The organism is Mesorhizobium sp. NPDC059025 (assembly GCF_042739655.1).
In the GTDB taxonomy this organism is placed as follows: Bacteria; Pseudomonadota; Alphaproteobacteria; order Rhizobiales; family Rhizobiaceae; genus Mesorhizobium.
This window is the reverse complement of the sequence record NZ_JBHYIM010000013.1, coordinates 70,476-82,907: the sequence shown is the minus strand read 5'-3', so window position 1 is coordinate 82,907 and position 12,432 is coordinate 70,476. Positions and strand designations below refer to the sequence as shown.

At 59.7% G+C, this 12,432-nt stretch carries 13 protein-coding genes, 1 tRNA gene and 1 pseudogene; 8 read left to right on the top strand and 7 right to left on the bottom strand.

Annotated elements, in window-relative coordinates:
- Positions 1-7 precede the first annotated feature (7 nt).
- Positions 8-757, bottom strand: a complete 750-nt coding sequence (locus ACFWYE_RS25360) for a FadR/GntR family transcriptional regulator (RefSeq protein ID WP_379072943.1) — start codon at positions 755-757, stop codon at positions 8-10.
- A 186-nt stretch (positions 758-943) separates the two neighbouring features.
- On the opposite strand from ACFWYE_RS25360, the gene ACFWYE_RS25355 reads away from it, so the two are divergent.
- The 4 genes from ACFWYE_RS25355 (at position 944) to ACFWYE_RS25340 (ending at position 5,341) form a co-directional block, all read left to right on the top strand.
- Entirely contained in the window at positions 944-1,936 is a 993-nt protein-coding gene (locus tag ACFWYE_RS25355) for an arabinose ABC transporter substrate-binding protein (RefSeq protein WP_379067464.1), read from the top strand.
- 62 nt (positions 1,937-1,998) lie between these two features.
- Entirely contained in the window at positions 1,999-3,510 is a 1,512-nt protein-coding gene (gene araG / locus ACFWYE_RS25350; protein ID WP_379114970.1) for an L-arabinose ABC transporter ATP-binding protein AraG, read from the top strand.
- 11 nt (positions 3,511-3,521) lie between these two features.
- Positions 3,522-4,472 (top strand): L-arabinose ABC transporter permease AraH, encoded by a 951-nt coding sequence (araH, locus tag ACFWYE_RS25345; protein ID WP_379114968.1) that lies wholly within the window; start codon positions 3,522-3,524, stop codon positions 4,470-4,472.
- Positions 4,473-4,558: 86 nt separating this feature from the next.
- The gene (locus ACFWYE_RS25340; protein ID WP_379114967.1) at positions 4,559-5,341 is read left to right on the top strand and encodes an SDR family oxidoreductase; all 783 of its coding nucleotides are present in this window, start codon (positions 4,559-4,561) and stop codon (positions 5,339-5,341) included.
- A 5-nt stretch (positions 5,342-5,346) separates the two neighbouring features.
- Here the strand turns inward: ACFWYE_RS25340 and ACFWYE_RS25335 are convergent.
- A pseudogene (locus ACFWYE_RS25335) lies at positions 5,347-5,510 on the bottom strand (Rrf2 family transcriptional regulator); the annotation flags it as partial.
- Positions 5,511-5,611: 101 nt separating this feature from the next.
- A tRNA-Met gene (locus tag ACFWYE_RS25330) sits at positions 5,612-5,688 on the bottom strand.
- Between the two features lie 393 nt (positions 5,689-6,081).
- On the opposite strand from ACFWYE_RS25330, the gene ACFWYE_RS25325 reads away from it, so the two are divergent.
- The gene (locus ACFWYE_RS25325; RefSeq protein ID WP_379067472.1) at positions 6,082-7,047 is read left to right on the top strand and encodes a Gfo/Idh/MocA family protein; all 966 of its coding nucleotides are present in this window, start codon (positions 6,082-6,084) and stop codon (positions 7,045-7,047) included.
- A gap of 63 nt (positions 7,048-7,110) precedes the next feature.
- Here ACFWYE_RS25325 and mnmA read toward each other — a convergent pair whose 3' ends face one another.
- On the bottom strand, positions 7,111-8,301 hold the full coding sequence (mnmA, locus tag ACFWYE_RS25320; RefSeq protein WP_379072944.1) for a tRNA 2-thiouridine(34) synthase MnmA: 1,191 nt from the start codon (positions 8,299-8,301) through the stop codon (positions 7,111-7,113).
- 325 nt (positions 8,302-8,626) lie between these two features.
- Between mnmA and ACFWYE_RS25315 the strand changes: the two genes are divergently transcribed.
- Positions 8,627-8,902 (top strand): DUF1153 domain-containing protein, encoded by a 276-nt coding sequence (locus tag ACFWYE_RS25315; RefSeq protein WP_013529904.1) that lies wholly within the window; start codon positions 8,627-8,629, stop codon positions 8,900-8,902.
- Between the two features lie 62 nt (positions 8,903-8,964).
- Here ACFWYE_RS25315 and ACFWYE_RS25310 read toward each other — a convergent pair whose 3' ends face one another.
- Positions 8,965-9,891 (bottom strand): NADP-dependent oxidoreductase, encoded by a 927-nt coding sequence (locus ACFWYE_RS25310; protein WP_379114966.1) that lies wholly within the window; start codon positions 9,889-9,891, stop codon positions 8,965-8,967.
- An 86-nt stretch (positions 9,892-9,977) separates the two neighbouring features.
- On the opposite strand from ACFWYE_RS25310, the gene ACFWYE_RS25305 reads away from it, so the two are divergent.
- Positions 9,978-10,376 (top strand): winged helix-turn-helix transcriptional regulator, encoded by a 399-nt coding sequence (locus ACFWYE_RS25305; RefSeq protein WP_379114965.1) that lies wholly within the window; start codon positions 9,978-9,980, stop codon positions 10,374-10,376.
- 62 nt (positions 10,377-10,438) lie between these two features.
- On the opposite strand, the gene ACFWYE_RS25300 is transcribed toward ACFWYE_RS25305, so the two are convergent.
- On the bottom strand, positions 10,439-10,816 hold the full coding sequence (locus ACFWYE_RS25300) for a flagellar export protein FliJ (protein WP_129413727.1): 378 nt from the start codon (positions 10,814-10,816) through the stop codon (positions 10,439-10,441).
- 444 nt (positions 10,817-11,260) lie between these two features.
- On the opposite strand from ACFWYE_RS25300, the gene ctrA reads away from it, so the two are divergent.
- Complete coding sequence (gene ctrA / locus ACFWYE_RS25295; RefSeq protein ID WP_054311454.1) at positions 11,261-11,956, top strand: response regulator transcription factor CtrA; 696 nt, start codon at positions 11,261-11,263, stop codon at positions 11,954-11,956.
- 6 nt (positions 11,957-11,962) lie between these two features.
- On the opposite strand, the gene ACFWYE_RS25290 is transcribed toward ctrA, so the two are convergent.
- Positions 11,963-12,403 carry a PleD family two-component system response regulator gene (locus ACFWYE_RS25290; protein ID WP_379114964.1) on the bottom strand — a complete coding sequence of 147 codons (441 nt, stop codon included), beginning with the start codon at positions 12,401-12,403 and terminating at the stop codon, positions 11,963-11,965.
- Positions 12,404-12,432: the final 29 nt, after the last annotated feature.

Sequence of the window (12,432 nt, the reverse complement as noted above, 5' to 3'; positions counted from 1 at the left end):
GTCCGGATCAGCTGTTCTTGATTTGCTTGGCGCTCACCAGGTCGCGGGCCGCGAGATCGAGGATGTGGTCGGCCGCCTTCCTCGCCGCGTCACCGTCGCGTAGCCGCAGCGCCTCCACCACTTCGCGGTGGGCTTCCACCGCCTCGGCGCGTCGATCAAGCGAGATCACGGCGGTGGCCTCGAGTGAAAACCTCAGCGCCGTGTCGATCATCCCGCCGATCTGCCTGAAGATGGGATTGTGGCTTGCCCGATAGAGGATCTGGTGAAAGGCGATGTCCGATCGCGAGAACTTGACGATGTCCTCGGCTGCGTTTGCCATTCCGTCCCACGCCATCTCCAGGTCAGCTATTTCACGCAAGGTCGCTCGCGTCGCGGCAAGTTCCGCCACAAGCGGCTCGATCGCCCGACGTGTTTCGAGAATGGCGTCGAACAGCTTGTCGTCCAGCGCATGCGGCGCGTGCCAGGCAAGCACCTGGGAATCAATGATGTTCCAGTTGTCCTCGTCACAGACGATCGTGCCCACGCGGGGACGGCTCAGCACCAGTCCCTTAGCGGCCAAAACCTTCAAAGCCTCGCGTATCACGGTTCTGCTGACGCCGTGTTCGGCACCCAGGTCGTTTTCGGTCGGCAGGAAGCTGCCTTGCTTGTAGCGGCCCGAAAATATGTCAGACGCGATCACGCGTGTGATGTCCGTCATGACACGGGGGCGCAGCATCTTTGATTTTTTGTCCGACAATCCCTGCGACGCGTCAGCCATGTGTTCCTCCCTCGCGGGCGATCTCCTGATTCCCTGGCCGAGACTACTGGGGACAGCGGCTATCGCAATCTTCCCAACTCCCATTCTGTTACCCCATTTATCATACCAAGGCAATTGACTGGTATGATAAAATGAAATACTGATCCGGGAGGGCTCGCAGCCCAAGTCGCGTTCTGGGAGGAAACCATGCGATTTCTGAAAAAGGCGCTCGTCGCCAGCGCATTTGCCGTTACCGCCATTGTCATGGGTGCGCCGGCCTATGCTGCGGACGTAAAGATCGGTTTCGTCGTCAAACAGCCTGAGGAGCCCTGGTTCCAGGACGAATGGAAATTCGCTGACCAGGCTGCGAAGGAAAAAGGCTTCACGCTGGTGAAGATCGGCGCGGAAGACGGCGAGAAGCTGATGTCTGCGATCGACAATCTGGGCGCGCAAGGTGTCCAGGGCTTTGTTGTCTGTACACCCGACGTCAAGCTGGGGCCTGGCATCGTCGCCAAAGCGGCAGCGAACAATCTCAAGCTGATGACCGTCGATGACCGTCTGGTCGGCGCCGACGGCAAGCCCCTGGAAGACGTGCCGCATATGGGCATCTCGGCCACCAAGATCGGTGAAGCTGTGGGGCAGGCGATCGTCGATGAGATGAAGGCACGTGGCTGGAATGCCGACGAAGTCGGGGCAATCCGCGTTTCCTACGATCAACTGCCAACCGCAGTGGACCGGGTCGAAGGTGCCATTTCGGTTCTGAAAAGTAACGGCTTCAAGACCTCCAATATCTTCGACGCGCCGCAGGCCAAGACCGATACGGAAGCCGCGCTGAATGCCGCGACCGTCGTGCTCAACGCCCATCCGGATATCAAGAAATGGGTCGCCTTCGGTCTCAACGACGAGGCGGCGCTTGGCGCGGTTCGGGCTTCCGAGAGCGTGGGCATTCCGGCTGCCAACGTTATCGGCGTCGGCATCGGCGGGGCGGATTCGGCAATCAACGAATTCAAGAAGCCGCAGCCAACCGGTTTCGTCGGCAGCGTCATCATCTCACCGAAGCGCCATGGCTACGAGACGTCGCTCAACATGTACAGCTGGATCGCCGACAACAAGGATCCGGAAAAGCTGATCCTGACTTCCGGCTCCCTTGCAAAGCGGGACGACTACCAGAAGGTCCGCAAGGATCTTGGTCTCGAATAGGTTCGGGCAGATCAACCTGATGGCGGCGGGCTCCTGTCCGCCGCCGCTCCGGGGCACAGCTGATGTCGTTTCTCGAATTTTCCGAAATCTCCAAATCCTATCCGGGCGTCAAGGCACTCTCGGGGGTGTCGTTCGGCGTCGGGAAGGGTGCGGTACACGGCCTGATGGGAGAAAACGGTGCCGGCAAGTCGACGCTGATCCGCATTCTTTCCGGTGACCAGGCTGCGGATACCGGCGAGGTCAGGATCGATGGCCATGCCCAGCACTATCATTCGACACGCGATGCCTTCCATGCAGGCGTGATTGTCATCCACCAGGAACTGCAACTTGTCCCGGAACTGACGGTCGCGGAAAATCTGTACCTGGGACGTTTCCCGAACAATGGCGGCATAATCCAGACCAACCAGATGTTCGCTGATGTCAGCGGCAAGCTGAAGGCGTCCGGCATCGATATCGATCCCCGGCGCAAGATCAAGACACTCTCCATCGGCGAACGCCAGATGGTCGAAATCGCGAAGGCCGTGATGCTGGATGCGCGGGTAATCGCGCTGGATGAGCCGACATCCTCACTTTCGTCCCGCGAAAGCGAGATCCTTTTCTCGCTGATCGATCGCCTGCGGGCCGAGGGCAAAGTCATCCTCTACATTTCCCATCGCATGGGCGAAGTCTTCCGTCTTTGCGACAGCCTGACTGTCCTGCGCGACGGCAAGCTTGCAGCCCATCACCCGCGTCTGGCGGGGGTGACACGCGACCAGGTCGTTGCCGAAATGGTCGGACGCGAGATTTCCAATGTCTGGGGCTGGCGCGGCCGGCCGGTCGGCGAGGTTCGCCTCAAGGTCGACGGGGTCGCGGGCGAAAAGCTGCGGCAGCCGGCCGATTTCGTGGCGCGTTCGGGCGAGGTTCTGGGGTTCTTCGGCCTGATCGGCGCCGGCCGATCCGAGCTGATGCGTCTGGTCTTCGGCGCTGATCCGCGCTGGGCCGGCACAGTTCACGTCGATGGCAAGGCCGTTACGGCCTCCGATCCACATCATGCCATACGCTCGGGTGTCGTGCTCTGTTCGGAAGATCGCAAATATGACGGCATCATCCAGGGCCGTTCGATCGAAGAAAACATCAACATCTCCTCACGGCGTCACAATGCGCGCCTGGGGCTGCTCGACAGGAAGCTGGAAGCGGACACGGCCGAAACGTTCATCCAGAAGCTCAAGATCCGCACACCCTCGCGCAGGCAGGATGTCGTCAATCTGTCCGGCGGCAACCAGCAGAAGGTCATTCTCGCGCGCTGGCTTTCCGAACAGGGGATCGGCACGCTGATCGTCGACGAGCCCACCCGCGGCATCGACGTCGGCGCAAAGTCCGAGATTTATGAGATCCTTTATCAGCTTGCCGAAAGTGGCATGGCGATCGTCGTCATCTCAAGCGAACTGCCCGAGATCATGGGTATCTGTGACCGCATCCACGTCATGTGCGAGGGACGCATAAGGGCTGAATTGACGCGCGACCGTTTCAACGAACGCGAAATACTGGCCGCTGCCTTACCGGACAAGAGCGTGCCGGCAGCGATCGCATCCTGAGGAGCTTGTCCATGCAAACATCGCTCAAGAAGATCCTCCTCGGCGAGCAAGGCTTGGTGGTCATCTTCGTGCTGGCATTCGTGCTGGTTTCACTGCTTGTTCCAAACTTCCTGACGGAACGCAACATGCTGGGCCTGCTGCAATCGGTGGTCACGGTCGGCATCGTCGCCTGCACGATGATGTTCTGTCTGGCGGCGCGGGATTTCGACCTGTCGGTCGGTTCCAACGTGGCATTCGCCGGCATGGTCGCAGTCATGGCCTCGAATGCAACGGGATCCATCCTGCTGGGGCTGCTGGCTGCCCTGGTTTGCGGCGCGATCGTCGGTGCTATCAACGGAGTGGTCATCGCCAAGTTTCGCATCAATGCGCTGATCACCACATTGGCGACCATGCAGATCGTGCGCGGGCTGGCGCTTATCGCATCCGACGGTCGAGCCGTCGGCATCAACGATCCCAATTTCTACCAGCTCGCGCTGTCGAAACTCCTGGGTGTGCCGACACCGATCTGGGTACTGGTCCTGCTGTTCGTCGCGTTCGGCTTCGTGCTCAACCGTACTGTTTTCGGAAAGAATACACTGGCTGTGGGTGGCAATCCCGAGGCATCACGGCTCGCTGGCGTCAACGTCGACATGACGCGTATCTGGATATTCACCCTCCAGGGCCTCACCTGTGCAGTAGCTGGAATATTGCTGGCTTCCCGCATCACCTCGGGTCAGCCCAACGCGGCGGTCGGGCTGGAGCTTTCGGTGATTTCCGCATGCGTGCTGGGTGGCGTTTCACTGGCCGGCGGCAGGGCAACCATGTCGGGTGTCATCGTCGGTGTACTCATCATGGGCATTGCCGAAAACGTCATGAACCTGCTCAATATCCCGGCCTTCTACCAATATATCGTACGTGGCGTGATCCTGCTTATCGCCGTTCTGCTCGACAATCTGCGTTCCACTGCGCTTGGACGCCGGTAGGCGCGGGTGGAGACGCCTGTCCTGAAAGCAATCGAATGACGCCTGAGATGTCAGTCACTTCCATGGTCAAGCTGGGATGAACAGGAATGGGTGAGCGGCTCGCTGGCAAACGCATTTTCATTACCGGGGCTGCGCAAGGCATAGGGGAGGCCATTGCCAGGCAGTGCCTGGCGGAAGGCGCGTGCCTTTTCCTCGTCGACCGGGATAGCGACTTGCTTGCTCGCACTGTCGATACCTTCGGAACACCGCCTGACGCATTGGGTTTTGCTGCTGCTGACATCACCGATGCTCGCGCCATCGAAGCCGCCGTGGCCGAAGCCGCGGAAACCATCGGTCCCGTGAACGCGCTGATCAACAATGCCGGCGTCAATGTCTTTCACGCGCCGCTCGAAACCAGTGACGCCGAGTGGGATCGCTGTTTCGATATCAACCTTAAGGGAGCATGGAATTGTTGCCGGGCAATCTTGCCTGGCATGATCGCAAATGGCGGAGGCGCCGTTCTCAATATAGCCTCCACCCATGCGTTCACCATTATCCCGCACACGTTTCCCTATCCTCTCGCAAAGCATGCGCTGCTTGGCATGACCAAGGCGCTGGCGCTTGAATATGCGGCCCACGCCGTGCGCGTAAATGCTTTGGCCCCAGGTTATGTCGAGACACAAAAGGCGATCGAGTACTGGAATTCGTTTCCCAATCCTGAGGCCGCCCAGGCAAGGACGCTTGCCATGCATCCAGGCAGGCGCATTGCGACGCCGGGCGAAATCGCCAAGGCAGCCGTTTTCATGATTTCCGACGAATGCCCGTTCATGAACGCTGCGTGCCTGGTCGTGGATGGCGGGCTCAGCATGCTGCAGCATCCGGCTGAATAATTTCAGCCGAGCGCAGTATGCACATCTAAAAGGCTGATGCGGCTGAGGAGGCGAGCGAGGGGCCACCCTCCACCATGCCCTTTGCCAGAATGCACGTACCTGCATTCCTGAGGCCCGCCATGGTGCGCCGGAACACCGCGGGGTTCGTACCTATGCTGCGCGCCAGGATTTCAGACGTAACAGGTTAGCTCGAATTGCAAGGCAAATTGGCGCTCCGGATGGAAGCTCCAGAGGTCTACCCAAACATGCGAACAACTGCGTCGGGGACGATGGTAGCGGGAGAGGGACTTGAACCCCCGACCCCAGGATTATGATTCCCGTGCTCTAACCAACTGAGCTACCCCGCCATCAGGGAGGCACCAATCCATGGAAGCCACTTCTAGAAGTGGGCCAAAAGGTCGACGCCAAGGTCGCGCGGATATAAGGGGGTGGTGGTAATCCTGTCAAGCACGGAGACAGGGCAGAAATCAGAGAAACTCACATATGTTCGCGAGGTTCTGCCGGACGGCCGGGGCAGAGGCAATGCAGGGTGTTTTTGGGGGCGGCCGGCATTGGGGCGCGGTTGGCGCCAACGACCCCGACCCAGCCGATGATTGGACGCTCATTGTGCCGGCTCATCGAAAAATGGTGCATCGGCAATCGGCCAGCCCAACAGGCGAAGGTGACGGGGTTGAGTTCGGCGAAGGGCACCGCTATGTCTCAACCACGATTTTTGCGCGAAATGCTTGAGTTCCTATTTGATGAAACCGCGTATAGCAGTCCTCGGATGCGGGTACTGGGGCAGCAACCATATCCGGACGCTGAAAGGGCTGGGCGCACTCCATGCGGTTTCAGATGCCAATCTTGCGCGCGCTGAAGGTTTTGCCAGCGAACAGGACTGCCTTGCCATCGCGCCGGACGACCTCTTCAAGCGCGAGGATGTCGACGCCATCGTCATGGCACTGCCGCCGCAATTCCATGCCGATCTCTCGATCCGTGCCGTCGAGAGCGGCAAGGATGTGCTGGTCGAGAAGCCGATCGCGCTGACAGTCCCGGATGCCGAGCGCTCGGTTCAGGCGGCAAAGGACAATCACCGCGTTTTCATGGTTGGTCACGTTCTGCGTTTCCATCCCGCCTTCGAGAAGCTGAAGGCACTGGTCGATGCCGGCGAGCTTGGCGAAATCCGCTACATCCATTCGCATCGTCTCGGTCTCGGCAAGTTCCACACCGAGAACGATGCGTTATGGGATCTGGCGCCGCACGACCTGTCGATGATCCTGGCTCTTACAGGCACCGAGCCGCTGGAAGTACGGGGCGAAGGGGCGGCACTGCTCGACCATCTCAGCGATTTCGCGCATCTGCATATGCGCTTCCCGAACAATCTTAGAAGCCATCTCTTTGCTTCGCGGCTCAACCCCTATCGCGAACGTCGGCTGACGGTGGTCGGCGACAAGGCGATGGCGGTCTTCGACGACGTCGAACCCTGGGAAAAAAAGCTTGCGGTCTACCATCACGCCGTTTGGCAAGACAGCGGCCAGTGGGCCGCCACCAGCAACGAGCCGACCTATGTCGCGGTCGAGCAGGGAATGCCGTTGACCCGCGAGCTGCAGCACTTTCTCGAGTGCATTGAAACACGGGCCGAGCCACGTACGGACGGGGAAGAAGCGATCAGGGTGCTGCGCATCCTGACCGCGGGCACGGTCACCCACGGCCGCATCGCCGGCTGACACTTAAGGCAGGATCGCTGGTCGGGCGCGCGGTTGCGCGCTCCAGGTCATTCGAAATCGGTATTACTCCGCGGCGATAGCCGAAGACTTTCCGGTCAGGCGGCTCAGCATGGCTTCCGCCTCTGCGCCGCGTTCCGACCGCTCTATGAAGCCGCCGCCGAAGACCCGGGCCTCGTTGCCATCGTCGGAATAGAGCACGCAGGCCTGACCCGGCGCGATGCCGGACTCGCCGTCCACCAGCTCGACCCAGGTGCGGCCGTCGCGATGATGCAGAACGGCAGGCCGTGGCGGGCGTGTCGAGCGCACCTTGGCGAACAGTTCAAGGCCGCCGGGCGGAATGGCCGCAAGGGCGCCGTCGCCCAGCCAGTTCATGGAGCGCAGGTAAATCTTGTGCGTTTCCAGCGCCTCGCGCGGCCCGACGATGACCCTCGAACGGTCAGCGTCGAGGTGAACGACATAAAGCGGTTCGCCGGAGGCGACACCGATGCCACGGCGCTGGCCGATGGTGTAGCGCAAGATCCCGTCATGCCTGCCAAGCACCCGGCCGTCGATGTGTACGATGTCGCCCGGATTGGCGGCTGTCGGCTTCAACTTGGCGATGACGTCGGAATATTTGCCCTGCGGCACGAAGCAGATGTCCTGACTGTCCTGCTTGGCGGCCACAACGAGGCCCATCTGTTCAGCCATGGCCCGCACTTCCGGCTTGGGCAAACCGCCAAGCGGAAAGCGCAGATAGTCGATCTGTGCCTGGGTGGTGGCAAACAGGAAGTAGCTCTGGTCACGATCGGCATCGACCGGGCGGTACAGGGCACGATGGGCGCCGTTGGCCCCTGAACGGATATAATGGCCAGTCGCCAGAGCGTCGGCGCCCAGATCCTGGGCCGTTGCAAGAAGGTCGGCGAACTTGACGGTCTGATTGCAAGACACGCACGGGATCGGTGTCTCGCCGGCGACGTAGCTTTCGGCGAACGGGTTGATCACAGCCTTGCGGAAGCGTTCCTCGTAATCGAGCACGTAGTGAGGGATGCCAAGGGTTTCCGAAACCCGGCGCGCGTCCTCGATATCCTGGCCAGCGCAGCAAGAGCCTGCGCGATGGGTGGCTGCGCCATGATCGTAGAGCTGCAGGGTAACGCCGACGACATCATAGCCTTCGCGTTTGAGAAGGCCGGCAACGACCGAGGAATCGACGCCGCCAGACATGGCAACGACGACGCGCGTGTCTTCTGGGCGTCCGGGAAGGTCCAGGCTGTTCATCATGTCAATTCCGAATTCAGGCCGCAAACAAGCGGCCCAGACTATATAGGGCATAGGTCGCGCAGGCGCCAGCATAAGCAGGCGTGCCAGCCGTTGCTTTGATTTCCGACATTTGCTCGGGCCCCTGATCCCTTCAGGATGCGGATATCGGCCAGGATCCGGCATGTTTTGGCGCAATGTCGGGCAATTGTCTCAAAAGCTTACGGAAAGCCTAACGTGACGTTCACGAACATTACTTATCCATGAGCAACCGCTTAGGCAATTTTTAAAGCTGTGGCGGTACTGTGGCAGGGATTGGTTCTGTGAGTTTTCAGTAGAGAGTACGATGACCGATCTGGTTAGACCGCGAGTCAAATATGTTATAGGGCCTGACGGCAGCCCTCTTACGATTGCCGATCTGCCGCCGACGAACACCCGCCGTTGGGTTATTCGACGCAAGGCGGAGGTGGTTGCTGCGGTGCGGGGCGGATTGCTCAGCCTCGATGAAGCCTGTCAGCGCTACAAACTCACGACGGAAGAATTTCTTTCCTGGCAGGCCTCCATCGACGAATATGGCCTGGCTGGGCTGCGCACGACGCGTATTCAGCAATATCGGCACTGACGGGTCTGGTTTCGAGAATGAAAAAGGCGCGGATTCCGCGCCTTTTCGTTTGATGCCGCGCTTCATATCCTGAGCGCTATCTTTCCCGTGGGCTTGGTCGCCAGAAATGCATGAGCCTCCCCGGCCTGTTCCAGCGGGAATGTCCTGGAGACATGGACGATGAGTTTTCCCGCATCGATGAGTTTGGCCAGCTCGCCCAGACCTGCCTGATCCGGAACAACTGAAATATGCTCATGGCGGATGCCGCGTTTCCTGGCTTCGGCCTTGGCCTTGTCGGAAATGCCAAGCAGTGAAACCAGCGTACCGCCGTCCTTCAAGACCTTGAGCGCTTGCTCCGCGTTTTCACCACCGATCGGCTCCAGGACGGTGTCGATGGCCGACACCACATCGGAAAAACGCGTCGCCGTGTAGTCGATGACTTCGTCGGCGCCGAGACCGCGAACAAAATCGAGCTTTGAGGAACTCGTCGTCGCCACGACATAGGCACCGCGCGCCTTGGCGATCTGAACAGCAAGGTGTCCGACGCCGCCGGCGGCGGCTTGAACGAGGACTCGCTGACCGGCCCCGATTTGCGCCGCTCCGACCAATCCCTGCCATGCGGTCAATCCGGCGAGGGGCAGGGCTCCGGCATGGATATGGTCGATCGCCTTGGGTTTCAGGACGAGCTCATTGGCTGGGGCCGCGACGAACTCGGCGTAGGCCGCGGCTTCCCTGGGAAACAGCGGCATACCGAAGACTTCGTCTCCGACCGCAAAACCGGTCGCGTCCGGACCAAGCTTCTCGACGACGCCGGCGATATCCCAGCCGACTGTGAAAGGTGGTTCGCCGAGCAGCGGATAGGCCCCGCTGCGGACGGCAGCATCCACCGGGTTGATGCCTGCCGCATGAACACGCACGAGTACCTCTCCTTTGGTTGGCTCCGGGGTAGGGTGATCTCCGATGGTCAATACTTCAGGCCCGCCGACGCTGGTCTGGACAATGGCACGCATGGGTGTCTCCCGTTTCGAATGACACTATAGAAAAGATAGTATATATCCATTGTCCAGTACGTACCATTTTGATATATAGGTACCTCATGTATAGCGATGATTGCGAACCCTATGGTTATGACGCGTTCCGGCGGACCTGTCCGTCGCATGCCGTACTGGAGATGCTGTCGAGCAAATGGGTCTATCTGACGGTGGGTGCGTTGCGGCGTGGCCGCATGCGTCATGGTGAGCTGGCTCGGAAGATGGAAGGCATCACGCCCAAGATGCTGACCCAGACGCTGCGTACGCTGGAACGCGATGGGCTGGTTCGACGGGAGATTTTCCCGGTCATTCCACCGCGGGTGGAATATGAGTTGACCGCGCTGGGGCATGACCTTGCCGGTCTGCTCGACCAGATTCGTTCCTGGTCCGAAGTGCATGTGCCCGATATCAGAAGCGCGCGCCTCGCGGCGGAGGAAATCAGCGCGCAAGCCCCGGCCCGCTAATACAGCAGAGGCTGGCCTGTGAAGTCGGCCTGAGGTGAAGGAAGTCTAGCGGAGAGCTCGGGCTAGCCGATCATTGCACTCCGACCGCCGGTTTCCGGCTCACGTACCCGCGAATCACGTGATTCCAGCAGTTCCGCTTTCGCCAATTCGGCTTCGGCTTCATTAAGCAGTGCTTCAGCCGCGCTGCGCTGCTGAGCGAGGTCCGCCTGCGAGTTGCGGAGATTGTCGCGCCGCAGTCGTGCGGCCTTGGCGAAGGTCGGATAGGCGAAGTGGTTGATGTCGGTGATGCCGGCTTTCTTTTCTTCGGCGGTGATCTGGAACTCCAGTTCTCCGGCCATGCGCTCGAATTCGGCGATCATCATGTCCAGCTGCAGAAGCTGCCGGCGTTTCTCATTCACCTGAAATTGCTTCAGTCGAACGAGGTTCTCGCGTGACTTCATGATTCGGTACTCCTGCCAACGCACACTTGCACTATCGCCCCGCTGGCCTTGCGAGGCTTCCGTGTTGCCCGTGTTCCCCCCCCGATTTTCGGAACTCTATGGAAAACAAAGTCCTAAGATTTTTTCCGAACGGTAACCATTCGTTTACGGGCATTGTTAATCATACGGGTCAGGGCTTAAGGCCGGGTAAAAATTTCGACCCGGCCGCGGGACGTAAGAGATGAGTCCGTTGAGTCGGTTACGGTGCTTTCTTAATGTGCCGAATCAAAATTTGACGCGATGAATCGTCTTTGGATTCAAGTGTGTGTGGAAAGAGGTTAAAATTTCTGGTATCGCTTCGAACGCGAAATTAGGATTTGTTAACCATTCAGTGGCAGCTTCGGCTCAGGCAATCACTGCTCCGGTCCCGGACGGGTCAGGTTCGGCAGCAGAAAGGGGAATAAAATGCGCGTTCTGCTGATAGAAGACGACAGTGCAACCGCCCAGAGCATCGAACTGATGCTCAAATCCGAGAGTTTCAACGTCTACACCACCGATCTCGGTGAGGAGGGCGTCGATCTCGGCAAGCTTTACGACTACGACATCATTCTCCTGGATCTGAACCTCCCGGATATGTCGGGCTACGAAGTGCTGCGCACGCTGCGCCTCTCCAAGGTCAAGACGCCGATCCTGATCCTGTCAGGCATGGCCGGCATCGAGGACAAGGTGCGCGGTCTCGGTTTCGGCGCCGATGACTATATGACCAAGCCGTTCCACAAGGACGAACTGGTTGCCCGCATCCACGCCATCGTGCGCCGTTCCAAGGGCCATGCCCAGTCGGTCATCGCGACCGGCGAACTGATCGTCAATCTCGACGCCAAAACCGTGGAAGTCAGCGGCCAGCGCGTACATCTGACGGGCAAAGAATATCAGATGCTGGAGCTGCTCTCGCTGCGCAAGGGCACCACGCTGACCAAGGAAATGTTCCTCAACCACCTTTATGGTGGCATGGACGAGCCGGAGTTGAAGATCATCGACGTCTTCATCTGCAAGCTGCGCAAGAAGCTCGACGCGGCCTCCGGTGGTCAGAACTATATCGAAACGGTATGGGGGCGCGGCTATGTGCTGCGCGAACCGGAAGAGATCCGCGAAAGCGCCTGATCGAAGCTACAATCGAACATCAAAGGACCCGGCCTGTGCCGGGTTTTTTGTTGGAGCCGGCGCCCGGGCGCGTGTCGTGTCGCGGCTTGCCTGCAGCGCGCGAAAACGATCCAGCAACTGGACACGGTTGAAGGGCTTCAGCAGGTAACCGTGTGCGCCGGCGCGTTTGGCACGCATGATGGTGCCGAGATCGAGCTCGACCAGAAGAGCGACGATCTGTGGAACGATAGGGCTGCCGAGCGAACGGATATGGCCGATGAATTCGGTGAGTTGCATGTCCGGCAGCGTCACATCAAAAACAATGATGTCCGGCATTTCCGCGGCGCAGAGGTCGATTGCGTCCCTGCCGGCCGTGGCCTCTATGACCAGCATGCTTTCGCTGGTCAGGATGCGTTTGGCGACCTTGCGGATCACGCTTGACTTGTCGACGAACATGCAGCGTTTCATGCCGATCCCTCTTTCCCGCCTCGAGTGCA

Coding starts and splice junctions, on each gene's coding strand:
- ACFWYE_RS25360 (WP_379072943.1), bottom strand. CDS start 757: ATGGCTGACGCGTCGCAGGGATTGTCGGACAAAAAATCAAAGATGCTG.
- ACFWYE_RS25355 (WP_379067464.1), top strand. CDS start 944: ATGCGATTTCTGAAAAAGGCGCTCGTCGCCAGCGCATTTGCCGTTACC.
- araG (WP_379114970.1), top strand. CDS start 1,999: ATGTCGTTTCTCGAATTTTCCGAAATCTCCAAATCCTATCCGGGCGTC.
- araH (WP_379114968.1), top strand. CDS start 3,522: ATGCAAACATCGCTCAAGAAGATCCTCCTCGGCGAGCAAGGCTTGGTG.
- ACFWYE_RS25340 (WP_379114967.1), top strand. CDS start 4,559: ATGGGTGAGCGGCTCGCTGGCAAACGCATTTTCATTACCGGGGCTGCG.
- ACFWYE_RS25325 (WP_379067472.1), top strand. CDS start 6,082: ATGAAACCGCGTATAGCAGTCCTCGGATGCGGGTACTGGGGCAGCAAC.
- mnmA (WP_379072944.1), bottom strand. CDS start 8,301: ATGAACAGCCTGGACCTTCCCGGACGCCCAGAAGACACGCGCGTCGTC.
- ACFWYE_RS25315 (WP_013529904.1), top strand. CDS start 8,627: ATGACCGATCTGGTTAGACCGCGAGTCAAATATGTTATAGGGCCTGAC.
- ACFWYE_RS25310 (WP_379114966.1), bottom strand. CDS start 9,891: ATGCGTGCCATTGTCCAGACCAGCGTCGGCGGGCCTGAAGTATTGACC.
- ACFWYE_RS25305 (WP_379114965.1), top strand. CDS start 9,978: ATGTATAGCGATGATTGCGAACCCTATGGTTATGACGCGTTCCGGCGG.
- ACFWYE_RS25300 (WP_129413727.1), bottom strand. CDS start 10,816: ATGAAGTCACGCGAGAACCTCGTTCGACTGAAGCAATTTCAGGTGAAT.
- ctrA (WP_054311454.1), top strand. CDS start 11,261: ATGCGCGTTCTGCTGATAGAAGACGACAGTGCAACCGCCCAGAGCATC.
- ACFWYE_RS25290 (WP_379114964.1), bottom strand. CDS start 12,403: ATGAAACGCTGCATGTTCGTCGACAAGTCAAGCGTGATCCGCAAGGTC.